General features: G+C 70.0%; 24 protein-coding genes. 8 read left to right on the top strand and 16 right to left on the bottom strand.

Features of this window, described 5'->3' with window-relative positions:
* The first annotated feature begins 18 nt into the window (after nt 1–18).
* Nucleotides 19–777 (top strand): SDR family NAD(P)-dependent oxidoreductase, encoded by a 759-nt coding sequence (locus ACFZAU_RS25215; protein WP_500554066.1) that lies wholly within the window; start codon nt 19–21, stop codon nt 775–777.
* A 245-nt stretch (nt 778–1,022) separates the two neighbouring features.
* Nucleotides 1,023–1,190, top strand: a complete 168-nt coding sequence (locus ACFZAU_RS25210) for a hypothetical protein (protein WP_500554065.1) — start codon at nt 1,023–1,025, stop codon at nt 1,188–1,190.
* Between the two features lie 241 nt (nt 1,191–1,431).
* Here the strand turns inward: ACFZAU_RS25210 and ACFZAU_RS25205 are convergent, their stop codons facing one another.
* From ACFZAU_RS25205 to ACFZAU_RS25195, 3 genes are all read right to left on the bottom strand, one after another.
* Nucleotides 1,432–2,145: an IS630 family transposase gene (locus ACFZAU_RS25205; protein WP_500554064.1), complete on the bottom strand. Its 714-nt coding sequence runs from the start codon at nt 2,143–2,145 to the stop codon at nt 1,432–1,434.
* Complete coding sequence (locus ACFZAU_RS25200; RefSeq protein ID WP_500554063.1) at nt 2,073–2,573, bottom strand: winged helix-turn-helix domain-containing protein; 501 nt, start codon at nt 2,571–2,573, stop codon at nt 2,073–2,075. The genes ACFZAU_RS25205 and ACFZAU_RS25200 overlap by 73 nt, the downstream gene beginning before the upstream one ends.
* 788 nt (nt 2,574–3,361) lie before the next feature.
* A complete protein-coding gene (locus tag ACFZAU_RS25195; protein ID WP_500554062.1) occupies nt 3,362–3,898 on the bottom strand; it encodes a TetR/AcrR family transcriptional regulator in 537 nt (178 codons plus the stop codon).
* A 75-nt stretch (nt 3,899–3,973) separates the two neighbouring features.
* Here ACFZAU_RS25195 and ACFZAU_RS25190 point away from each other — a divergent pair, with 75 nt between their 5' ends.
* Complete coding sequence (locus ACFZAU_RS25190) at nt 3,974–5,023, top strand: aldo/keto reductase (RefSeq protein ID WP_500554061.1); 1,050 nt, start codon at nt 3,974–3,976, stop codon at nt 5,021–5,023.
* A 41-nt stretch (nt 5,024–5,064) separates the two neighbouring features.
* On the opposite strand, the gene ACFZAU_RS25185 is transcribed toward ACFZAU_RS25190, so the two are convergent.
* From ACFZAU_RS25185 to ACFZAU_RS25155, 7 genes are all read right to left on the bottom strand, one after another.
* The gene (locus tag ACFZAU_RS25185) at nt 5,065–5,265 is read right to left on the bottom strand and encodes a dehydrogenase (protein ID WP_500554060.1); all 201 of its coding nucleotides are present in this window, start codon (nt 5,263–5,265) and stop codon (nt 5,065–5,067) included.
* Nucleotides 5,266–5,391: 126 nt separating this feature from the next.
* A complete protein-coding gene (locus ACFZAU_RS25180) occupies nt 5,392–5,619 on the bottom strand; it encodes a hypothetical protein (protein WP_500554094.1) in 228 nt (75 codons plus the stop codon).
* Nucleotides 5,620–5,759: 140 nt separating this feature from the next.
* The gene (locus ACFZAU_RS25175; RefSeq protein ID WP_500554059.1) at nt 5,760–7,427 is read right to left on the bottom strand and encodes a hypothetical protein; all 1,668 of its coding nucleotides are present in this window, start codon (nt 7,425–7,427) and stop codon (nt 5,760–5,762) included.
* 229 nt (nt 7,428–7,656) lie between these two features.
* Nucleotides 7,657–8,091: an Rrf2 family transcriptional regulator gene (locus ACFZAU_RS25170; protein WP_499601295.1), complete on the bottom strand. Its 435-nt coding sequence runs from the start codon at nt 8,089–8,091 to the stop codon at nt 7,657–7,659.
* Nucleotides 8,092–8,303: 212 nt separating this feature from the next.
* The gene (locus ACFZAU_RS25165) at nt 8,304–8,825 is read right to left on the bottom strand and encodes a tetratricopeptide repeat protein (protein ID WP_500554058.1); all 522 of its coding nucleotides are present in this window, start codon (nt 8,823–8,825) and stop codon (nt 8,304–8,306) included.
* A 4-nt stretch (nt 8,826–8,829) separates the two neighbouring features.
* Complete coding sequence (locus ACFZAU_RS25160; RefSeq protein WP_500554057.1) at nt 8,830–9,441, bottom strand: hypothetical protein; 612 nt, start codon at nt 9,439–9,441, stop codon at nt 8,830–8,832.
* 355 nt (nt 9,442–9,796) lie between these two features.
* Nucleotides 9,797–10,177: an HIT family protein gene (locus ACFZAU_RS25155; RefSeq protein WP_500554056.1), complete on the bottom strand. Its 381-nt coding sequence runs from the start codon at nt 10,175–10,177 to the stop codon at nt 9,797–9,799.
* A 432-nt stretch (nt 10,178–10,609) separates the two neighbouring features.
* Here ACFZAU_RS25155 and ACFZAU_RS25150 point away from each other — a divergent pair, with 432 nt between their 5' ends.
* On the top strand, nt 10,610–12,499 hold the full coding sequence (locus ACFZAU_RS25150; RefSeq protein ID WP_500554055.1) for an ABC transporter ATP-binding protein: 1,890 nt from the start codon (nt 10,610–10,612) through the stop codon (nt 12,497–12,499).
* Nucleotides 12,500–12,566: 67 nt separating this feature from the next.
* Here ACFZAU_RS25150 and ACFZAU_RS25145 read toward each other — a convergent pair whose 3' ends face one another.
* The 3 genes from ACFZAU_RS25145 to ACFZAU_RS25135 all read right to left on the bottom strand — a co-directional run bounded on the left by ACFZAU_RS25145 (nt 12,567) and on the right by ACFZAU_RS25135 (nt 15,419).
* A complete protein-coding gene (locus ACFZAU_RS25145) occupies nt 12,567–13,022 on the bottom strand; it encodes an NUDIX domain-containing protein (RefSeq protein ID WP_500554054.1) in 456 nt (151 codons plus the stop codon).
* Nucleotides 13,023–13,319: 297 nt separating this feature from the next.
* Complete coding sequence (locus ACFZAU_RS25140; RefSeq protein ID WP_500554096.1) at nt 13,320–13,562, bottom strand: carbonic anhydrase; 243 nt, start codon at nt 13,560–13,562, stop codon at nt 13,320–13,322.
* 399 nt (nt 13,563–13,961) lie between these two features.
* Nucleotides 13,962–15,419 carry a glycoside hydrolase family 47 protein gene (locus tag ACFZAU_RS25135; RefSeq protein WP_500554053.1) on the bottom strand — a complete coding sequence of 486 codons (1,458 nt, stop codon included), beginning with the start codon at nt 15,417–15,419 and terminating at the stop codon, nt 13,962–13,964.
* Nucleotides 15,420–15,524: 105 nt separating this feature from the next.
* Here ACFZAU_RS25135 and ACFZAU_RS25130 point away from each other — a divergent pair, with 105 nt between their 5' ends.
* A complete protein-coding gene (locus ACFZAU_RS25130; RefSeq protein ID WP_499601287.1) occupies nt 15,525–15,866 on the top strand; it encodes an ArsR/SmtB family transcription factor in 342 nt (113 codons plus the stop codon).
* Between the two features lie 3 nt (nt 15,867–15,869).
* Nucleotides 15,870–16,376, top strand: coding sequence for an SRPBCC family protein (locus tag ACFZAU_RS25125; RefSeq protein ID WP_500554052.1), 507 nt, complete (start codon nt 15,870–15,872; stop codon nt 16,374–16,376).
* 55 nt (nt 16,377–16,431) lie between these two features.
* Here ACFZAU_RS25125 and ACFZAU_RS25120 read toward each other — a convergent pair whose 3' ends face one another.
* Nucleotides 16,432–17,517, bottom strand: coding sequence for a hypothetical protein (locus ACFZAU_RS25120; RefSeq protein ID WP_500554051.1), 1,086 nt, complete (start codon nt 17,515–17,517; stop codon nt 16,432–16,434).
* 205 nt (nt 17,518–17,722) lie between these two features.
* On the opposite strand from ACFZAU_RS25120, the gene ACFZAU_RS25115 reads away from it, so the two are divergent.
* A complete protein-coding gene (locus ACFZAU_RS25115; protein WP_500554050.1) occupies nt 17,723–18,472 on the top strand; it encodes a hypothetical protein in 750 nt (249 codons plus the stop codon).
* 33 nt (nt 18,473–18,505) lie between these two features.
* On the opposite strand, the gene ACFZAU_RS25110 is transcribed toward ACFZAU_RS25115, so the two are convergent.
* Nucleotides 18,506–19,348 (bottom strand): ArsR/SmtB family transcription factor, encoded by an 843-nt coding sequence (locus tag ACFZAU_RS25110; RefSeq protein WP_500554049.1) that lies wholly within the window; start codon nt 19,346–19,348, stop codon nt 18,506–18,508.
* Nucleotides 19,349–19,664: 316 nt separating this feature from the next.
* Here ACFZAU_RS25110 and ACFZAU_RS25105 point away from each other — a divergent pair, with 316 nt between their 5' ends.
* Nucleotides 19,665–20,699 carry a class I SAM-dependent methyltransferase gene (locus ACFZAU_RS25105; protein ID WP_500554048.1) on the top strand — a complete coding sequence of 345 codons (1,035 nt, stop codon included), beginning with the start codon at nt 19,665–19,667 and terminating at the stop codon, nt 20,697–20,699.
* A 109-nt stretch (nt 20,700–20,808) separates the two neighbouring features.
* On the opposite strand, the gene ACFZAU_RS25100 is transcribed toward ACFZAU_RS25105, so the two are convergent.
* Complete coding sequence (locus ACFZAU_RS25100; RefSeq protein ID WP_500554047.1) at nt 20,809–21,327, bottom strand: sigma-70 family RNA polymerase sigma factor; 519 nt, start codon at nt 21,325–21,327, stop codon at nt 20,809–20,811.
* Nucleotides 21,328–21,375 lie beyond the last annotated feature (48 nt).

Below are 21,375 nucleotides of genomic sequence, written 5' to 3'. Positions count from 1 at the left end.
ACCAGGAGGAACCGGGCCATGATTTCAGCGAACGCGAGGGTGGCGTTGGTGACGGGCGCCAGCAGCGGGATCGGCGCAGCCACCGCGCGCCTCCTGGCCGCACGCGGGATGCGCGTCGTGGTCGACTACCTCCACAGCGCCAAGGGTGCCGAGGAGGTCGTGGCGGACATTACAGCCACGGGCGGCCAGGCCATGGCCGTGCAGGCCGACGTGCGCGAGGAAGCGGCCGTCGCGGGTTTGACGGAGCAGGTGCAGGCGGCATGGGGCGGCATCGACGTGCTGGTGCACAACGCGCTCATCCCCTATGCGGTCAGGTCGTTCCAGGACATGACGTGGGAGGAACTGGGCGGCAAGATCGACGCCGAGATGCACGCCGCGTTCACCGTCACCAAGGCCGTCCTGCCGGCGATGACAGGACAAGGGTGGGGACGCATCGTCTACCTCGGCACCGGCCTCAGCCGCCGGCCCCGGGAGGGCATGATCGCACTCGGCACGGCCAAGGCCGCGCTGGAACAGTTCGCCCGCTACCTCGCCCAGGAGTTGGGACCGCGGGGCGTCACCGTCAATGTCGTCGCACCCGGCCCCGTGGAGGACACCCGTATCTCCGCGGACGTCCTGGACGACAGGCTCAAGCAGCGGCAGGTGGAAGCCACCCCCCTCGGCCGGCTCGCACGGCCCGCGGACGTCGCCCAGGCCGTCGCCTTCTATGCCTCCGAGGTCAACGCCTTCATGACCGGCACCACCGCCGTGGTCAACGGCGGACTGGACATGCACTGACACGCAGCCCTGCCCCATACCCGGGGCCCGGGTACCGTCCCCGGACAGCCACGCACACCAGCCCGGGCACCGGGCCCGCGGCCCTCGCAAGGCCGTGCGCACCGGCCGCCCACGTCGGCGACCGGCAGGGCTCCGGTCACCACAGCCGCGAGCGGCCCGCCACAGCCCGTTGGGTAGGTTGGGCAGGCCCCGGGATGGAGCCGGTGGCGACGTGACCGGGTGTCGCGCGAGGAGTGGGGGCGTCGATGTCACTGAGGGACGAGCTGGTACGGCTCCTCGAGCCGCCCGCCGGGAAGTGGGCCGAACTCCTGAGTCCGCAGGAGATCGTCCAGGGCTATGGGACCGGGTTGCCCACTGACTATCTGTGGCTCATGGAGACGTACGGACGGGCGATATCTCCGACTACCTCGTGATCATGCCGCCGGTCCGTGCCGCCGAGATCGGAAGGGGCCCCGGGGTCTGTCCGGATCAGGCCCACCAGGAAGAAGGCGTGCAGGGCATCTACCCGGAGTACCTGGTGAAGGGCGGCTTGCTCCTGTGGGGTGGCACCCCCGACGGCGACGGCGCGTTCTGGACCACCGCCGGCGAGCCGGACGACTGGTCCGTCGTCGTCCGACGCAGACACCACGGTCCCGATGAAGCGGCGTGGACACGCTACGACTGCGGCATCGTGGAGTTCCTGGTACGTACCTTCCAGGGGCGGCTGCAGCGCAACCCCTTCAGCGGGACCGACTTGTGACGGAACGAGTCCGCGCGCTTCGTTCGGGACTGACCGAGCTTTGCTGATCGGGTTGATGTTGGGTGGATTTCGAGTCCGGTGTGGGCGAGGAAGGCGGTCAGCAGGGCGGGACGGTGCTGGATGTGGCGGAGTCCTGTTCGAACGGCGTGGGTGAGTTCGTCGAGGTTGAGGGCGGCGAGGTTGGCCAGGGCGGTGCGTTTGAGGTGGGCCCAGACCTGTTCGACGGGGTTGAGGTCGGGGGCGTAGGCGGGCAGGTAGTGGACGGTCAGCCAGTCGCGGCCGTCGATCGAGCGTCGCATCCAGCGGCTGTGGTGTCCGGCCAGGTTGTCCCAGATCAGCACGATCGGGGCGCCGAGGGCCTGGTGGGCCTGGTCGAGCAGCGGGATCAGGTCGCGGTCGCGGTACCAGCCGGTGCGGGTCCGGTAGATCAGCCGTGGGGGCTCGCCTGGGCGGTAACAGGCCAGCGCGGCCATGAACAGTTTCGGCTGGCGGCCCTTGACGACCGTCAGCACCGGGGTCTGCCCGGCCGGTGCCCAGGTGCGGACAACGGCGCCGGTCAGCGAGGTTCCGGCCTCGTCCTGGAAACAGAACCAGGCTCCGGAGGCCCCCCTTTTGCGATCTCCGGCCACTGGGTCTCCACCCACTCCTGGATCGCGTCCGCGTCCCGCTCGGCGGCCTGGCGGGCAGGCACTTGCGGGGTGAAGCCCATGTGGTGCAGCAGCCGGCTAACTCCAGACAGGGAGCCGTAGACCACCGAGAACCGTTCGATGATCACGCGGCGGACCCGGGCCAGGGTCCAGCCGTCCGTGGCGAAGCTGTAGTCCTTGGCGCCGGCCCGCAGCAGTTCCCTCAACTCCTGGCGCTGGTTCTCGTCCAGAGCGCACTGCGCGCCGGCGATCCCGTGCCCGAGCAGGGCCTCCGAACCGCCCTGGTTCCAGGCGTGGTGCCAGTTGTGCACCGCCTGCGCGCTCACCCCCAGCAGGCGGGCGATCTCCGCATCCGACCGGCCACCCTGTTCGAAAAATTGGCCCGCCGTCAGACGCCTCTGCTCCCGCACCCGTGAAAGTCACCGGCCCCTCGCCCAGTGCTCATGAATACGGCATAGCACCAACGACATGATCAGCCAAGGTCAGTGAGTCACAGGCGGGCGGAGCCGGCGACCAGGCGGGGCGAGGATGCGTTCGATGTAAAGATCTGGTTCGTTCGGTACCCTCGCGGCATGCTTCGGTTCCAAGGAACACCTCCTCGTCGAGATCGTCCGCACCTCGGAGCAGCGCCAGCGTGATCTGCTGTCACGGCTGCACCTGCAACCCGGCCTCCCGCCCATCGACGCCGCGCGTCTGCTCTGGCAACAGCTGACGGACCCCCGGCTCGCCCATCAGGAGCAGCTCTTCTTCGAGATCTACGTACAGGCACTGCGGGGCCGGCCCGAAGCCGTTCCCGCCCTCGAAGGGCTCGTCAGCGACTGGCTGGAGCCCCTAGCGGCCGCCGAGATCGCCACGGGCACCGACCCCGCCCTGGCCCGTACCCGCGCCAGACTGGGACTCGCCACCGTCCGCGGCCTGCTGCTCGACCTGCTCGCCACCGGTGACCACGACGGCGTCGACGCGGCGATGGAGGCTTTCCTCCAGCTGCACTACGGCCCGAAGTGACCAGGCGCGTGGGCATCTTCCCCGGCCTGAACGTCGGCAAGCGCACGCACCACGGCCACGGGCTGACCCCGGCCGGCAAGTCCTCACACCACTGCTGATAACCGGAACGGTTCGCGCGCGAGCGTCGCCGACCGGTTGAAGGGCGCCACAGTCCGGGGTGCCGACTGCCTGCAAGGCGGCGCGTGCGGGTCGTCTACCGGCGCGTGCGGAGTCCGTCGAGGATGAGCGCGAGCATGTGGGGTGCCCGGTCCTCGGGGCTGGACGCGGCACGCCACAACGCGCCGGTGAGTTGGAGGAAATCGGCCGGGTCGGCGTCCTGGCGGATGCTCTCGTCCTTCTTGCCGGCGTCGAGGAGTGCGGAGATCGCGGCGATGACCGGACCGTAGCTCTGCTCGCTGATCGTCTGGTGGGCGCCCGGGCTCAGGGCGTCGCCGAGGCCGTGCTTCTTGCGCATGGCCTCGACGAGGTCGGTAGTCCAGTGGCGGAGCGCTTCCAGCGGCGGCATCGCGGCGAGCAGGTCGGGGACGGTGTCGACGATGCGTGCCACCTCGTCCTGGTAGACGGCCAGGACGAGCGACTCGCGTGTGGGGAAGTTGCGGTACAGGGTGCCCGCGCCGACCCCCGCGCTCCGGCCGATCTGGTTCATGGACGTGCTGCCGTCCGCCGCGAGCGCATCGCGTGCGGCGGCCAGGATGCGCGCCCTGTTCTCGCGGGCGTCCGAACGGGCCATGGGACCTCACATTGCTAAGTGGAGAGTTCTCCACTACGTTAAATGGAGAGTTCTCCACATACTCTAAGGAGCGTCATGCGCTACATCAAGTTCGGCACCACCGGTCTCGACGTGTCCCCCATCGCGATCGGTGCGATGAGCTACGGCGAGCCCGACCGCGGTCACCCCGTCTGGTCGAAGGGCGAGCAGGACGCGCGCCCGCTCATCAGGCACGCGCTCGAGGCGGGGATCAACTTCTTCGACACCGCGAACATGTACTCCAACGGTTCCAGTGAGGAGATCCTCGGCCGAGCGCTCAAGGACTTCGCCGACCGCGATGCCGTGGTGATCGCCACGAAACTGCGCCATCCGATGCGGCTGGGGCCGAACGGGCGGGGGCTGTCGCGCAAGGCGATCATGACCGAGGTCGACCATTCGCTGCGCCGCCTGGGAACCGACTACATCGACCTGTACCAGGTGCATCGCAACGACCACGCTACGCCGCTGGAGGAGACCCTCGAAGCCCTCAGCGACCTGGTCAAGGCGGGCAAGGTGCGCTATCTCGGCGCCTCGTCCATGCATGCCTGGGAGTTCGCGAAGGCGTTGAACCTGCAGAAGCAGCACGGCTGGGCGCGGTTCGTGTCGATGCAGAACCACTACAACCTCCTCGCCCGCGAGGAGGAGCGGGAGATGATCCCGTTGTGCCTGGACGAGGGCGTCGGCACGATCATCTGGTCGCCTCTGGCCCGCGGCCGCCTCACCCGCGCGTGGGACGACGCCCGCTCGACGGCGCGCTCCGAGACGGACGGCGCCTACGCGGATCTGCTCTACTCGCCGGAACAGGAGGCATCCAACCACGCGATCATCGACGCGGTCGGACAGGTCGCGGACGCCCACGGCGTCAGCCGCGCCCAGGTCGCGCTGGCCTGGCTGCGACGCCGGCCGGTCGTCACCGCGCCACTGGTCGGCGCTGGTGCGACCGGACAGATCGACCAGGCCGTGGCCTCCCTCGACATCGAACTCACCGACACCGAGGTACGCGCCCTGGAGGCCCCTTACACGCCCCGGTACGACTGGCAGGGCGTGTCCGACGAGGCCGAGATGGAGGCCATCCGCCGGCGCATTCCCGGAATGGCTCTCGCGTGAACTCCGTCGTCCGCTCCGGCGGTTGATGTCGTCGTTGGATGTCAGCGGAACAACTGCGGCACCGGGCAGATCTCCAACGGCTCGTCCGTCCGGTCGGCCCATCCCCACCAGACGTGCCGTTCGGGGCACTTCCACAGTGACCGGCAGACCCGCCGGCCGTCGTCCTCCCGCTGGGAGAGCACCAGGCCGCCGAACTTCATGAGCTGTCCGCACTCGGGGCAGGCGGGAAGATCGCCGGTCATGTGGAGCACCCTAATGGAGCGGTCCATTCATCCCGAAGCATCGGTCGCCGCCGTCGCTGGGCGTCCGCATGGGTACAGGGTCGTCATAGCGCAGTCGGACAGTCAGTCGACGAGCCGCGCTGCTCCTCATCGTTGGCCTTCGGGCGACTCGGTGGCTTTGCCTCCGCCACCGTGCGACATCCCGCGGTAGATCGTCCAGACGCTGACCAGGACGAGCGAGGCACCGAGGAGCGGCCATCCCAAGGATCCGCCGTCACGGTAGTCCCGTATGCCGACGAAGAGCAGCAGCCCTGCCGGGATCAACCCTGCCCAGTCGATGACTCTGTCCAGTTTGCGGAGCATTGCATGCTGCATCACTACGCGATCCTATGGCGGGGACGTGCCGCCCTTGAATGAGGGGGGAGGCACTGTGAGCGCATCGGCGGGGAACGGCTGCGGTCGTTCCCCGCGCGATCCTCGCCGACGGGAGAACATGGTCGCGACAGGCGCCCTGACTACGGGTGGACGTCGACGAAGTCGGCGGCCGTGTTGCTGAGGAGGTAGCCCGTCCCGGTCGCGTCGTCGAAGGTCACCGCCCAGGTACCGTCCTGGGTTGCCCGTTCCAGGTTGAAGAAGCGGCCCTTTCCGTCGACGCCCAGGGCGTGCACGTACCGGTAGCTCTTCGCGCCGCGGGGCTTGAAGTACAGGGACACCGGGAGGTCGCGAAGCGCCTTCCACGTAGTGCCGCTCCGGTACTGGACGGTGCCTCCCACCTTGATGTGGTCGCCCTTGCGCACAGGTTCCGGCGAGGCGTTGAACCCGGTGATCCGGGTGGCGCTCCGGGAGAGGTGCACGCCCTTGGTGACCGCGGCCGCCAGATCGGGGCTGCCCTGGAATCGGGTGCGCCAGTAGCCGTCGGCGGGTGCCGTGCGGGTGTGGGTGAAGGTCTCGGCGACGCCGGGCTCGTTGTGGCGGATCGTCACCGGGAGGGTGGCGACGGCCTTCCAGCCGGTCTTCCCGTCCTTGGAGTACTCGAGCGTGACGGCCGTTTTGGCGGGCCAGTGCCCACGGCTGTCCTGGAACTTCACCGAGCCGTCCACGTGGAGCCGGGACCGGTTGTCCAGGCCGGCTTTGACGTTGAGGACGGTCGCGAAAGCCACGTGGACGGTCAGGGGCTGCGTCGACTTCGCCGCGAACGGGTCGTCAGCGCCGCCGAGGACGACCTCGCCGGCGGGGGCGGGGGTGTTCGATGGCACCTTCAAGGTGTAGCGGCCCTGGCTGTCGGTGAAGGCGCCGCCGATCTCCGTCCCGCCCTGGGCGTTCGTGCCCGAGATCCACGCGCCGGGCAGTGGCCGCCAGCCGAGGGGCGTCTGGATCTCCGCGAGACCGGTGACGGTGCCGGTGGCGCCCTGGGCGAGGTTCAGCGTATGGGTGTTCACCGACACCCTGGTGTTGGACTGCACCGTGGTGATGTCCGTCAACGGCGTCGCCGCGTTGATCGTGTAGGGGTCGGCGGCTGAGGAGCGGTGCCGGGCGAACACCGCGCTGACGTGGGCGACGGGGACGTAGTCGGCGGAGAACCGTCCGTCCGCGCCCGTGGTCGCGGTGATCACTCCATGGCCGGTGTCGATGTCGACCGCCTCGCCACCGGCGGGGACGGACACGTCCGGCTCGCCGGGCGGTTCGGCGTAGAGCGTGCCCGAGACCGTGACCTGCTGGTGGGAGTAGTCCGGGGCAGCCGGCGCGACGGTGAGATCGGGGATCCTCATCATCGTCCGGTAGTGGATCACCCCCTGGGGGCTGGCGACGAGACCCGTGGCTTTGGCGCCGGAGGCGTCCTCGAGGTCGACGGTCATCCGGTACATGCCGTGTTCCGGCAGGTGCACCGGGGTCTCCCAGTCGGCGGTCTTCTCGGCCGGCTCCCCGACCGGGCTGAAGACGTCGACAGAACCGGCCTCCGGCGTCCCCTCCGGACTGCCCACGAGGAAGAAGTGGGTGGTGACTTTGGTGATCGGGCTGTCCGAGTAGGTGCGGACATGCAGGACGCCCGGGTGCCGGGAGTCGCCGTAGGCGCGGAGTACGCGAAGTTCGGGGGTGGCACCGTGAGCGGGCCCGGTCGCCCCGAGGAACGAGGCACCGAGCATCGTCGAGATCGCGGCGGACAGGATGAGGCTTCGTCGCACGGTGGCTTTCCCCCTGAGATGGCGTACGGGTGAGGTCGGTCCGGCCGTGTCGCCCGCACGGCTCGCCGGATACGGCCCCCTACGAACCCTGTCCGAGCCCTCGCGGCACGATAGCGCACACGTTCGTACGCCCACGCGGGCGCCCACGCCACCGCCCCGGGGCCGGACATCAATGGCTCGCGGCCCCTGGGCCTGTGCCGGTGCGGGCTGTGAGGTCGCGCCGCCGCCGCTAGCGGGGCGCGGCAAGGACGTCCCGCAGCACGTCCTCGAGTGAGACGCGGGAGAGCTCCCGTCGCACGGTCTCCTCGATCCCGTCGTAGACGCTTCGCATCGCCGGCTGGATGCCGTTGCCGACGACGCATTCGTGGTCCGGGGTGGCTCGGTGCAGCGCGAAAAGGGGCCCGGGCTCCACAGCCTCGTACACATCGAGCAGGTTGATCGACCCCAGATCGCGTGCGAGCGCCCAGCCCGCACCCACTCCCCGCCGGGACTCCACGAGACCGGCTCGGCGCAGCTCGCCCAGCAGGCGCCTGATCACCACGGGATTGGTGTTGGCGCTGGTCGCGATCTGCTCGGAGGTGGCGACGTCGTTGCCCTGGCGCTGGTAGAGGCCGATCCAGGCCAGCGCGTGGGCCGCGATCGTCAACCTGCTGTTGGCGCTCATGGGCCCCTCCTCTCGACGGGGACACCCTACGTTCGACAACACGATCGTAACCAGTACAGTTACGACGACTGCCGTAACAATCTTTGTTGCGACAACCTGGAATCGATCACTAGGTAGGAACGGTGCTGGTCGCCCACGGCGGCTACAACACGTGAGCTCTGCCCCTCATCGACCTGCGGCCGCGCACTGCGGCCTCAGAACGGGGGGTCGTCTTACCAGGGGCCGCCCGTCGGCCCAGGCAGCGGGGGGTCGCGCCGTTGGAGGACGGCCAAGGCGTCCTCGATGCGGCCGAGGTCGATGAGGTACCCGGCCAGGTCATGGCGGTTCGTGGAGGCGTGCGGTTCGAGGACGGCGACAGCCTCCTCGGTGCGGCCGGCGCCGGCGAGCAGCTCGGCGATGTGCGGCGCCGCGTACGAGGTGGGGCCCTCGGGGTGGGAGCCGGCCTGTGCGACCGCTTCGTCGACGCCGTCGCGGGCGGCGATCAGCGGCAGCCGCATCCAGTACAGGTCCCACTCCTCCTCGCCCCCGCGGGCGGCGGCCAGGTTATCGAGGTGCGCCAAGCCGTCCTCCGGGCGCCCGTGGTCGAGATACAGGCCGGCCAGGGCGTGGAGGATCCAGTCGTCCCCGCTGTGGGCGTCGGCCTGGACGCGCATCACGTCGATCGCTTCGCTGCCCCGGCCGTGCCGTACCAGAAGCCGCGCGAGGTCGAAAGCGCGGTTCGGGCCACCGGCCACGGGGTCAGCGTTGCGGTACGCCGCGATCGCCCCCTCCACGTCGCCGATGTCCTCCAGGAACCCAGCGAGCTGCCGTGCGGCGTAACCCCGAGTCATCGGCCCCGGCCGCCGCCCGCAGCTCGTCGAGCCGGCCCCGCCGCGCCAGCAACGCGGCCAGTTGCTCGCGGTTGTTGAGGCGCGTGGTGCTGCCGGTGCGCAGGAGGGCGATCGCCTCGTCGATGCGGCCCTGGCGCTCGCGGATCGTGGCGATCAGCCCGTTCACCGTGTCACGGTCGAGGCCCCGGCAGCACCACGGCAAGTCGGAACACTCGTGCCGGGTGAGGGCGGCGAGCAGCGCGGCGGCTTCCTCGTCGCGGCCGGCAGAGCAGGCGACGTCGACCATCGCCACGGCAAGGGACAGCTCGCCGAGGTGCGGACGCAGCAGAGCGAACGCCTCGTCGGCGCGGCCGTGGCGAGCGAGCAAGCGCGCGTAGAACTCCAGCGCCATCGGGTGCCCGGCCACCATGCGGACCCGCGCGATCTCCATCGCCTCCGCGCCCCGGCCCCAGCCCTCCAGCAACTCGGCCACGGCCACGACGGCCGTCCACCAGCCGGTGGCCAGGTACGGGGCGAGCACCTCCAGCGCCTCGTCCTGCCGCCCCCCTGTTCACCCAGCGACCGCGCCCACGCCAGCGCACAGAACCACTCCCCGCGCCCGGCCTGCTGCTCCACCACATCGACACGGCCGCGCTCGCGCAACCGCGACACGAGCTCCGGCGGGATGCAACCCGACCGCGTCCGGGCCCGGTGATCAAGATCAGAAGCGTCCACGGCCACGCACCCTAACGCCCGCCCCTGACACCCCTCGTAGACGTCCGGCCGCAGGCCGCCGGCCGGAAGCCGACGTGCTGTGGACCATCGCGCCACACCCAGGCTCAACGCATCGCGCCCGCCCGTACCCGAGCGCTCCTTTCGCGCCGTCGGGCAAGGATTCAGTCGTCGTGGTGTCCGTAGGTGGCGAGCACCTGTTCGTCGGTCTCGCCGCGGAAGGTCACGTGCCAGTGCAGGTGCTTGGACTCCTGGTACAGCCCCACGTTCGTGGTCACCGAGCACGATCCATGCTCTTGTTCGACCCGGGCGGCCACCGTGCGCACCAGGTGGACGACCTCGGTCAGCAGGTCCTCGCCGGAGTTACCCAGATCGGTCAGCGACGGCACGTGCTCCTTCGGGGTCACCACGATGTGCACCGGACAGGACGGGTTGGTGTGGTGGAAGGCGAGAGCGCGATCCGTCTCCGCGACCTTCTCCACCTGCACCTTCCCTGACAGCGCCTGGTTGCAGTAGAAGTCGGAGACACCAGTACCACTCTTCACAGTCCGCCACTCTCCGTGGTCCACAAGGGGCCGGCAGCGGCGTTCGAGGCCTTGACCGGAGCCGCCCGGCCACCGGCTCAGGCCCGGGCAACATGAGGAACTCATCCCGGAGACCACACTTTGCCGTCGGCCGGCTTGCCGCTTCCGCACGGATCCCGCCCTTCACCTGATCGAGTGATCGGGTCAGTGGCGGCCACCGGCAACCGCAGCCTTCCCCGCACCGGCGGCCGTGACCGCCCGGGCACCGTCGGCGATTCGGCCAATCCTGGTTCCGCGTAGTCCTGTTGCAGGAGACGGGTCAGTGCATCCGCCACGCTCCGACACGCGCCCTGTCCCGGGGTTCCGGAGGCGACCGAAATACACCAGTTCGATATCCGGGCGGGCTCGTTGAGCCTCACGACCACGCCGGACGACCCTTTGGGGGGAACCACGTTGACCTCGGCCGACACGAACGAGCAGCAGCACACCGCGCCGTCTCCACCACCGCCCGCACAGATCACCTACAGCGGGCAGTACTCCGTCAATCCGCTCGCCGAGGTCTCCTTCCGGCGGATGTGCGCACAGATCCCGGCCGTCCTCACCCGGATCGCCCGGTTGTCGTGGCGGACCGACCGGCGGGCCGTGCAGCTCCTTGTCGGCTGCCAGGCGGTCACCGGTCTCGCGGCCGCCGTACTGCTGGCCGCCACCGCTCGCGCCATGGAACCCGTCCTCGGGGACGGCACTGCCGGCGAACGGCTGCGCGGGGCCCTTCCGGCGCTGTTGGTCGTGGCGCTCGCCGCCGCGCTCGGCCGCGCGGCGGGGGCGGTGGCCACGTACGCCGAACGGCGGATCACTCCGCGGCTGACCACCGAGACGGACTCCGCGCTGGTCGAGGCGGTGTGCCGGGTGGAGGCGGCGGCGTACGCGGAGGACGGGTTCTCGGACCGGCACGAGGCAGCCGAGATGGGGGTGATCCGCACGCACGTCATGGTCACCGACGCCCAGCGGTTCCTGTCGGCGTTGATCCGCATGGTCACCTCGGGCGGCGTGCTGTCGGTGCTGAACCCGCTGATGCTGCCCCCGCTCCTGCTGGCCGTGCTGCCGGCCGGTGTCGGCGCGGTGCTCACCGCCCGGGTCGACTACGAGATCCACTACGCCAACATCGCCGACCGCAACGTGCGCGGCATGATGCGCTGGTGGGCGACCGAGTCGAAGTACGGCGACGAGGTCCGCGCCAACTCGATGACCGGCTACCTCATCCACTGGTACCGGGCCCTGTCCGACCGGTGTGACCGGCGTTCCCTGGCCGCCGCACCGCGTACCCTGCGGATCGCCCTGCTCACCGCGCTGGCCGGCGGCGTCTTCTTCGTCGCGACCTGGGGCGCGCTGGCGTGGCTGGCCGTGTCCGGCCGCATCGAACTCGCGGTCGCAGCAACCGCTGTCATCGCCGTGCAGACCACGCTCGCCGCGCTCTCCCAGGTGGTCGTCAACGGCGCCGCGGTCTTCCACACCAGCTTGTACCTGGGCGACCTGCAGGCCTTCCTCGACGACGCCGCCGCCCGCGCCCCGAGGCGCGGCCCGCGCGTGCACGCCGCGCCGACCGAGGAGATCCGGCTCGACGAGGTCGTCTACCAGTACCCGGGCAAGGACAAGCCCGCCGTGGACGGTGTCTCCCTCTCCCTGCGGCGCGGCCAGATCCTCGCGATCGTCGGCGCGAACGGCTCGGGGAAGTCCACGCTCACCCGGCTGCTCACCGGAATCTACCTGCCGGACAAGGGCAAGGTCACGTGGAACGGCGCCGACCTGGCCGACGTGGACCCCGCCACGGTGTGGGCGAACACCGGCCTGGTGCCGCAGATCTTCGCCCAGTGGCCGCTGCGGGTCCGCGAGAACGTCACCCTGGGCCAGCCCCGCACCCACGACGACACCCCCGTGTGGGAGGCCATCGACGCGGTCGGTCTGCGCGAGGCCGTCGAGGACCTCCCCGCGGGCCTGGACACCCTCCTGGCCCGCGACGTCTTCGGCGGCACGGAGCTCTCCGGCGGGCAGTGGCAGCGCATCGCCTGCTCAAGGGCCCTGTACCGGCGCCCGGGGCTGCTGATCCTGGACGAGCCGACCTCCCAGATGGACCCGCGCGGCGAGCACCAGGTCTTTGAGCAGATCAAGGCCATCGCCGCCGACCGCATCACGATCGTCGTCACGCACCGTCTGGAGAACACCAGGATCGCCGACCACATCGTCGTGATGGAGCACGGCCGCATCACCGAACAGGGACGGTACGACGAACTCCTCCACGCCGGCGGAACCTTCGCCGAACTCCTGGAACTCTCCCAGGACCGCTGACGACCGGGTGCGGGAGCCGGACGCTGCGACCGGAGCCCGCCGACACGTGGTGGACCGGCGCGGCGGGTCAGGCGCCGGGCCCGCCCTGGATCAGGATGCGGTGCGACTCCTGCAACCCCGCCGGCAGGTCGTTCGGCGTCGCCCACCTGGCCTCGAGGACCTCGAACGAGTCGATCGTCAAGGTGCCGCCGACGAGCCTCGCGTCGTACGCCACTTCCACCCGCAGCTTGAATCCGCTCTTGAGGTGGACCAACTCGCCGGCCTCGACTTCGAGGCCGGTCTCCTCACGGACCTCGCGGGCGACCGTGTCGCGGAAGTCCTCACCCGCTTTGGCGTAGCCGGTGGGCAGGCCCCACTGGCGGTCTTCGGGCCACAGCCGGTGGCGCAGCAGCAGCACGCGACCCTCGGCGTCGCGGACGACGCCAGTGACGCCGACCATGTACGTGCTGTTCGTCAACCACATGATCCGCCACTGCAGGGGCCCCCGAATCATCCGCCACAATCCAGCGATGATGCGCTTCATGCCGTGCCTCTCGGAAGATGGGTCGCCGCAACGTCCCGCGGGAGAGACACGATCGCGCATCGACGGGCGGCGTTCCAAACACGCCGAGCGGACAGGCTTGAGGCCCGTCGTACGGTTGATGATCCGGGCAGGCTCATCCGGACCTGCATGGTCGTGGGCCGCATGGCAGGGCGGCCTGCTCAGCCCGCCTCGTGTCACCCGCGGGACGTCGTCACCGCTCAGCACCCGCCCGGCACGACGAGGAGGATTCCGGCGCACGCCGCACGACCACGCCGGACGCGGTCGCCGCGTGGTGGGTCACTCCACTTGCGCGGTCGGGACGACGACGTCGATGAGCCCGGTGGCCACGTCGTACACGAGCCCTGACACGAACGCTCTGGCCTGGATCCGCTGCTTGAGGAGTTCCACGTCGACCCGGACCGCGGCGACCGGGTCGGTGACCGCCTTGGCGTCCAGCTCTGCGGCCGGCACTTCGAAGTAGTCGGCCAGCAGCTCGGGGAAGGGGACCAGGTCCGTGATCCCGCAGTCGGTGTGGTGCATGACCGGCATAGTGGATGACGCGCCGTCCGGTGGCGCCGGTCCGGGCCTGCACGACCTTCGACAGCATCCCCATCGTCCGGAGCGTCGCAGGCGTGACCCGCCCTCCGACGTTGCGGATCACGGCTGCCTCGCCGAGCTCGAGCCCGAGCACGTCGGACGGGTCGACACGAGGATCGACGCATCCGATGACCTGCAGACTGCCGCTCGGAGAGAGCTTGAGACCGGCGAATGCCCCGGTGTCGGAGAACCCGGCATTCCGCCTGACCAGCTCGTCCGTGTCGATCACAGCGACGCCAACCCCTTCCCGCTCTCGGCCCGGCCGCCAGGTCACGCCGACGGCCGGCTCACGTGCCGCCCACCTTGCCCTGCCACTGCCTTCCCGGCCACTCGACGGCAAGGTCACTTCCCGACGGCGCCCCCGTTGCCCGGCGCGGGAGCGGGGTCCAGCAGCCCGCGCAGCACATTGCCCTCCGTCGTCAGATAGGCGGAGCCGTAGTCGAAGCGCCGCGCCTCAGCGAACAGCAGGTAGTAGTACTTGGCGTTCTCGCTGAACCAGTACGCCGGAGTGAGGTCCCCCAGCTTCACCGGGTTCGCCGTCACGTCGCGGACGACCGTGTACCCGTTGGCGACCTTGCAATACCGCTCCTGACGGCGGAACATCTCGCGGGCGCGTGCGCGGTACAGCTCCTTCCCGGTGATCAGCCACAACGACAGACAGGCGTCGGCGTACTCGGGGCGCAGCGGATAGGACGGGTCGGTCGCGCGCAGCGTCCGGTAGGCGACGAGGTCCGGCGGCAGGCGGTAGGTGTCGAGGACGGCCGTCCAGCTGTCGTGGTAGCTCTCGCCGTCGGCGACACGGCCGCTGCGGGCCAGCAGTCCGGCGTAGAAGGCGGTCAGCTCGGACTCGAGCCTGCCGGTGGCGCGGCCTGTGTTCATCTCCGCCTGCCGGAACCACAGCCGCCCTGTCCCCCGGTCGGCGAGGTACCTGAAGACCCCGGCGGTGAGCTTCGTGTACCAGTGGTGCAGTTCCTGGTCGCCGTACAGCTTCCAGCCGTGCCACAGGTACTCGAAGAAGGAGTCGACCGGCGGATTGAGGGTGGCGGTCGTCCCGGTCCACACGCCGGTCTCGACGTCGAGGGCGGTGCCCACCAGGTCCAGCCGTGAGCGGCGTTCGCAGACGGCCCGCAGCGCCTCCTTGGCCGCCTCGTAGTAGGAGCGGTCGCCGGTGAGCCGGGACAGCTCGCCGAACTCGGTGACGCAGCTGCCAATCTCGGCGACGAAGTTCACCCGGCCGCTCACCGCACCCGTGGCGAGGTTGACGTACCGGTAGGGCGCGCCCGTCGGCGATCGGGAGAAGGCCGGCATCAGCCGGTCCGCGAGGTCACGGGCGAGGTCGAGCAGCGCGGGGTCCCCGGTCGCGAGGTGCCCCGACAGCAGCCCGCCGACCATCCGGATGACCGTCTCGAAGACCTGGACGGAGACGTCCTGGTCGAGCGTGAGCTCGTCCTTCACCCACCGCACGGCCGTGGCCAGCTCCTCGTCCAGCTCCATCAGGTACAGCGTGTCGAGGGCCTCCACGATCGTCAGGCCGAAGGTGTGACCCGGGGCGAAGAAGTCCGCGCCGCGGCCACTGAGCGGCCGCAGCTCGTCCCGGCCCCAGGCCAGCCGCCGGTACGCGTCCCAGGCACCGCGGAACGCGGCCACCGCCTCCTCCCCCAGACCCGCGTACGGCTCCGCTGCCGCGGCGGCCGTGCCGGGCACCGACACGACCGGGGCGGCAGCGACGGGGGCGAGGGCCGCGAGGGCACCGAGCAGCCCGCGCCGTGAGAGACCGCCGCGACCCGAGCATTTCCTCATGTCCTGAGGCATCCCCCGAAAGCGCCGTTCGATCTTCGGGCAGCCCGGAACATCACCCGTACTCCCGGCCTTGACGCATGCCGATATAGGCATACGATGGCGGTCATGGCACGAGCTGCGACGACGTCGGACGCGTTCAACGCGATCGCCGAGCCGCAGCGCCGGGACATCCTGGCGCTGCTGCGGACGGGTGAGCGGCCGGTGACCGAGCTGGCCCGGGAACTGGGCATGAGCCAGCCGCAGGCGTCCAAGCACCTGCGGGTGCTCCGCGAGGTGGGGCTGGTGCGGGTCCGCGAGGCGGGCAAGCAGCGCCTGTACGGCCTGGACGCGGACGGGCTGCGCCCGGTCCGTGAGTGGGTCGGCGGATTCGAGCGGTTCTGGAACGAGAGTTTCGACCGGCTGGACACCTACGTGCAGGACCTCAAGCAGACACAGCAGGAGGAATGACCGATGGCAGCGTCAGGACAGGAAACGCCCGCGGAGCAGGAGACGGCCGACCGGGAGATCGTCATCTCGCGGGTCATCGACGCCCCGCGGGAGCCGGTGTTCGAGGCGTTCACCGACGTCCGGCACCTGTCTCGCTGGTGGGGTCCGGAAGGGTTCTCCACCACCACGCGGTCCTTCGAGTTCCGTGAGGGCGGGAAGTGGGACTTCACCCTGCACGGGCCGGACGGGACCGACTACCCCGAGTGGATCCGCTGGCAGCGGATCACCCCGCCCGAGCGGATCGCGCTGCTGCACGGTGAGTACCGCGACGACCCGAACGCCTTCGAGTCGTTCCTGACCTTCGCACCGGACGGCGCGGCGACCCGGATCGTGATGCGCACGGTGTTCCCCACCAGGGAACTGCGCGACGAGGCGGTCGAGAAGTACCACGCGATCGAGGGCGGTCGACAGACCCTGGGCAACCTGGCGGCCTACGTCACCGACCTCGCACGGAAGGAGTCCCAGGGCTGATCGCCGGGACGGTGTCCTTCAGCGCGGCGACGACTTCTTCGGTCCCGCCGGGCGATCAGGCCGTCTCGGTGTACCGCTCCCCCGCGTACGCCCGCAGCACGGGTACGACCGCCTCCGCGCCACCCGGCAGGCGGTCGATCCGGTCCAGGACGTAGGCCCGGTGACCGTCGATCAAGTGCTCGGGGTGAGCGGAGGCATGCGCGCCCGGCAGCACCCACACCGTCAGCGCGGGGTGGGAGTCGGCGCCGTACGGCCGCCGGCCGACCGTGACGGTGGCGATCTGGGTCCACCGGAAGAACCGCTCCTCGCCTGCCACCTCGCGCATTCCGATGCCGGTGGCACCTATCCGCAGTTCCATCGGCTTGCGCCAGCGGACGTACGCGAAGCGCACCTGGATCCAGCAGACGAGCGTGCCGAGCATCGACACCGTGATGGGGATCCCGATTCCCGAGTCGCCGTCGATCCGGTCGTGGTTGAGGATCACGTACAGGTAGACCGACACGAACAGCGCGCTGAACGCCAGCGCCCACGCCGTCCGGACACGCGTCCGCCGGCCGTCGCCCAGGTCGGCCGTGAACCTCCGCTCCCCGCCGGGGACGCTCAGTTCGGGTCCGGAGACGGTCACCGGGATCGGCGGTCGTACCGCGCGCGGTGCCGTCTCGAAGCGGTCGCCGGCGTGTTCGGCGAGGGCAGCGGTGAGCTGCCCGACATGCTGGTCCAGGTCCGCGCAGTTCACCAGGGTGTAGCGGTTCCAGGCGTCCAGGCTCCGGTCCTGTACGCGCGGCAGCGTGACCCCCGGCACCGTCCACAGCAGCAGGCGCGGCGGGGGCGGCGTGGTGTCGCTGTCGGCCGCCTTCTCGTGCCACAGGGAGACCGCGTGGACCTGCTCCCAGGACAGCGCGGCGTCGTGCAACGTGAGCCCGTGGGCGTCGATGCGCAGCCGGAACGGCCGTCGCACCCGGCGCAGTTGCATCCACCCGTACCCGGTGACCGGTACCGAAAGGACTCCCAGGAGCGCCTGACCGGGGTCGGCGCTGCGGGAGGCGAACAGCCACACGAGCGCGCCCGTCGCCAGGGCGATGCCCCAGCCGACCCACAGCCTCCCGCGTCTTCTCAGCGTTCGCTCGACCGTGAACTCCACTGCTCCCCGCCCCCCTTGTCGTTCCCCACCGGCACCATGATGCGTCCCTGCTGACCGGCATCCCCGTCCTCGGCGACAGGTGGTTGCCCTTCTGTGACGGCCACGGGACATCGGCGCCCGCCGGCCTCTCCCCCGCCCCCGTCCGTTCACGGCTGTGTCGCCCCACGGTCCGTCGGTGCGGCACGGCGGATGAGAACCTGGTCCGGTGCTGATAGATGGATTCGAGAAGGCCCCCGTCGTCGCCGGGGAGGAACTGCTGGCGCTGCCCGGCTTCTGGGCGGCCTACCTCCTGTGGCTGAGTCAGACCGAGGACTACGACCCGGAGCTGTCGTACTTCAACGTCGACGGGGCCGATGCCGACGCGGCCTACGACGCCCTGAACGACGAGGATCGCTGGCCCGTCTTCCGGATCCCCTTCACCGGCGGCCACACGGCGACGGTCCTGGGCGTCAACATCCCCGACGACCCGGGAACGGAGTACTTCATCACCCATCCCGCATGGGGACGGCGCGGCCACTTGGCCTCCGTCGGCGGCCACCACGCCGGCCCGGGGCTCTCCTGGCGGGAACTCCACCACATCGCCCGTAGGCCCGACCACGACGCCCCCGGGATCCACGACGAGCACGCCCGCCTGCTCCTCCTGCTCCCCGCACTCGGCGACCAGGACACACCCGAGGACGCCGCGGACCACGTCGGCAAGGCGCTGAGCCACGTGGGCATCCTCCCGAGCCGGGGACTCGCCGAATCCCTCCTCACCGACCACCCCTTGTGGGAGCCGGTCGAGTGGACGCCCCTCGCCCCGTCCCCGCTCTCGGGCAGCCAGGAGCCCTTCCGGGGAATCCTGCAGTGCGACGAGCCCATGAGCCCGCGGTGCGGCATCCGCATCGCCCAGGGCATCACCCGGGAGCAGAGCGACCGGCTGGCCCGCGCTCTGGGCACCTGGCCCGCGACGTAAGTCGGTCCGGGGCGCGCCGCGGCGGGGTGGACGTCAGCTCGCCGCGTCCGTGTCCTCGTGCTCCGGCTCCTGCTCCGGCTCCGCGGGGGCCGGCCCGGGAAGTTCGCTTCCGGTCTCGAGCAGGCTCTTGAGGCTGGAGATGACGGCCGGCCACCCGCTCTGCAGCATCTGCAGCACGGTGCTGCCGGGTTCGAAACCGTCGTGGCGCACGGTGAGTTCGACCATCGCGCCGAGGGGCTCGATGTCGAAGGTGACGCGGGACCTCGGTTCCGCGGTGATCCTGGCCAAGGTCTCGTCCTCCACGCCGGCCGCCCGGGCCCAGTCGGAGGTGAAGGTGTGCCAGGTGTAGGAGAGCCGCCGGTAGGGATCCGATTCCAGGACGACCTGCTCGGGGTCCGCGTCCGCCGGCCCCTGACCGACCCAGGTCATGGGCGAGCCGGCCTTCCAGTCGCTGACGATCTCCACGCCCCAATAGCGACGTGTGAAAGCGGGATCGGTCAGACCCCGCCAGAGCTTGTCCGGCGTCGTCTTGATGTAGGTGGTGTAGAGGAATTCGGTGTCACCCATGGGTGGTGTCTCCAGTGCTTGTTTCAGGTCGGCGAGCGCGTGCACACGCGCACGGTCGTAGCGGCTGATCCACCGGTCCGCGATGGCGTTGATCGGCTCGGCGTTGAGGTAGTGCAACTTCTCCCGGCCGCTCCTGACCGTGGTGACCAGATGGGCACCCTCCAGGACGGCCAGGTGCTTGCTGACCGACTGCCGGGCCATGGACAGACCCACGCACATCTCCGACAGGGTCTGTCCGTTGCGATTGTTGAGGCTGTCCAGCAACCGGCGCCGGCTCGCGTCCGCCAGCGCCTTGAACACCTCGTCCATCCCCGAGCCTCCATATGCAGCCGAGCAGCTGCATGTCAAGATAGGCAGTGCATGTCAAGTGCGGTCCAAGCGCCGCCCCTCGGCGGACGGCGATAGAAGCGCGCACCTGGACCCACCTTCTGCGGTCTGCCCGATCGCCGCTTTCCGCAACACGGTGCAGCATGCACGCACAGTGCCACCGCAAATTCGTAATCCGCTCACACAGGCCGCCGCAGCCCTCAAAAGCCGAGTGAACCGATCGCCCTCCTTCCTTCGTTACAGAAGAGTCAGATCACTAGGGAAAGGCAGGTCGCACATGTCGGATGAGAATCGCGTCATGGAATTCCTCGAGCGGGTGGTCGCCGACAACGCGGCGGCGTTCGCCGGGCTGTCGACGTCGCTGGGTGTCCGCCTCGGCCTGTACCAGGCGATGTCGGGGGCAGGGGCCCTCACCTCGGGGGAAGTGGCCCAGAGGGCGGGACTCGTCGAGCGATACGTCCGGGAGTGGCTGGCCGCGCAGGTCGCCGGTGCCTACGTGCTGCACGACCCCGAGACGGACACCTATCTTCTGCCGGACGAGCATGCGGCCGTGCTGGCCGATTCCTCTGTGCCGACCTATGTCGGCGGCGGATTCACCATGCTGAAAGCCCTCTACGGCGCCGAAGAGGCGATTGCGAGCGCTTACCGGAACGGTGGCGGTGTGAGTTGGCAGGATTACGGACCGGAACTCTCGGAGGGCGTCGCTGCTTTCTTCAAGCCCGGATACGAATCGGCTCTCGTCCAGGAGTGGCTGCCGGCCATGGACGGCGTCGAAACCAAGCTTCGGCGGGGCGCGTCGGTCGCCGATGTGGGGTGCGGCTTCGGCCACTCGACCGTACTCATGGCCAAGGCGTTCCCGCAGTCGCGCTTCCATGGCTTCGACACCCATGCGCCCTCCATCGAAGCAGCCCGGGAGCTGGCCGAGGAGGCAGGCCTCGGCGATCGCGTGACGTTCGACGTCGCCGCCGCGCACGACTTCCCCGGCGGCGACTACGACCTCGTCACGTTCTTCGACTGCCTCCATGACCTCGGCGATCCCGGTGCGGCACTCCGGCGCGCCGAGGCGGCCCTCGCCGACGACGGGAGCTGTCTGGTCGTCGAGCCGAACGTATCGGCCGAGCCCGGGGAGAACATCCACCCGATCGGCAGGTCCTTCGCCTCCACCTCCGCGGTTCTCTGTCTGCCGGCAGCCATGGCGCAGGGCGGTCCCCACGCGCTCGGCAATCACCCGGGCCAGGACGCCCTGAAGGACATCGCCGCCGAGGTGGGTCTCAGCAGTTGGGCACTCGCCGTCGAAACCCTCACCAACCGCGTCTACGACGTCAAGCGTTGACAGGACCCTCAGCGGACCTTCCGCAGAGGCCCAACCGGTTCCGCGCCGGCATCTCCGTCGGAGATGCCGGCGCGGAGCTGCCGCCCGGCCGTACGGAGATCGCGAACGGTCACCGCACCTCGGGCCGGGCGACCGCGCGCAACTTGCGCAGGGCGTTGTGCTGGCGGCTCTTCACCGTGCCGGCCGGTACTCCGAGGATGCCCGCGGTCTCCTGGACGCTGCGGTCGTACAGGTACAGGTGCACCAGCACGGCTCGGTGCTCGGGAGACAGCCTGCGCAGCAGCGGCTTGGCCACCTGGGCGTCGTGGATCGCGTCGGTGTGGTCGGTGCCCGTCGCCGGGTCGCTGAAGGTGATCCCGACGGCCTCCCTGCGCGCGTGCGGCTTGCGCACCCAGTCGATGACCAGATGCCGGGTCACGGTGAAGAGCCAGCCCCGGACGGAGCCGTCCATGCCGAGCAGGCGGTCGATGTTCCGCCAGGCCCGCACGCTGGCCTCCTGGACGATGTCCTCGGCCAGTCCATGGTCACCCAGCATCTTCTCGGCGTACGAGACGAGGCCGTCCCGGTGCTCTCTCATGATCGCGCCGAGCAGATCGGTCCGGGACGTGGTCGTGAGGGGTGCAGCCATAGCGTTCTTGAACCATCTCTGTCGTACGGCGACCGGAGGCAGGGTGTC

Origin of the sequence: Streptomyces sp. NPDC008238 (assembly GCF_042956445.1) — a bacterium.
Lineage (GTDB): Bacteria > Actinomycetota > Actinomycetes > Streptomycetales > Streptomycetaceae > Actinacidiphila.
Note: the sequence above shows the minus strand (reverse complement) of the source record. Positions and strands in the feature narration are given on the sequence as shown.

Coding starts and splice junctions, on each gene's coding strand:
- ACFZAU_RS25105 (WP_500554048.1), top strand. CDS start 19,665: ATGGAATTCCTCGAGCGGGTGGTCGCCGACAACGCGGCGGCGTTCGCC.
- ACFZAU_RS25145 (WP_500554054.1), bottom strand. CDS start 13,022: ATGAAGCGCATCATCGCTGGATTGTGGCGGATGATTCGGGGGCCCCTG.
- ACFZAU_RS25210 (WP_500554065.1), top strand. CDS start 1,023: ATGTCACTGAGGGACGAGCTGGTACGGCTCCTCGAGCCGCCCGCCGGG.
- ACFZAU_RS25185 (WP_500554060.1), bottom strand. CDS start 5,265: ATGACCGGCGATCTTCCCGCCTGCCCCGAGTGCGGACAGCTCATGAAG.
- ACFZAU_RS25140 (WP_500554096.1), bottom strand. CDS start 13,562: ATGCACCACACCGACTGCGGGATCACGGACCTGGTCCCCTTCCCCGAG.
- ACFZAU_RS25125 (WP_500554052.1), top strand. CDS start 15,870: ATGGCAGCGTCAGGACAGGAAACGCCCGCGGAGCAGGAGACGGCCGAC.
- ACFZAU_RS25195 (WP_500554062.1), bottom strand. CDS start 3,898: ATGGCCCGTTCGGACGCCCGCGAGAACAGGGCGCGCATCCTGGCCGCC.
- ACFZAU_RS25100 (WP_500554047.1), bottom strand. CDS start 21,327: ATGGCTGCACCCCTCACGACCACGTCCCGGACCGATCTGCTCGGCGCG.
- ACFZAU_RS25170 (WP_499601295.1), bottom strand. CDS start 8,091: ATGAGCGCCAACAGCAGGTTGACGATCGCGGCCCACGCGCTGGCCTGG.
- ACFZAU_RS25110 (WP_500554049.1), bottom strand. CDS start 19,348: ATGGACGAGGTGTTCAAGGCGCTGGCGGACGCGAGCCGGCGCCGGTTG.
- ACFZAU_RS25215 (WP_500554066.1), top strand. CDS start 19: ATGATTTCAGCGAACGCGAGGGTGGCGTTGGTGACGGGCGCCAGCAGC.
- ACFZAU_RS25130 (WP_499601287.1), top strand. CDS start 15,525: ATGGCACGAGCTGCGACGACGTCGGACGCGTTCAACGCGATCGCCGAG.
- ACFZAU_RS25180 (WP_500554094.1), bottom strand. CDS start 5,619: ATGCAGCATGCAATGCTCCGCAAACTGGACAGAGTCATCGACTGGGCA.
- ACFZAU_RS25190 (WP_500554061.1), top strand. CDS start 3,974: ATGCGCTACATCAAGTTCGGCACCACCGGTCTCGACGTGTCCCCCATC.
- ACFZAU_RS25135 (WP_500554053.1), bottom strand. CDS start 15,419: ATGAGGAAATGCTCGGGTCGCGGCGGTCTCTCACGGCGCGGGCTGCTC.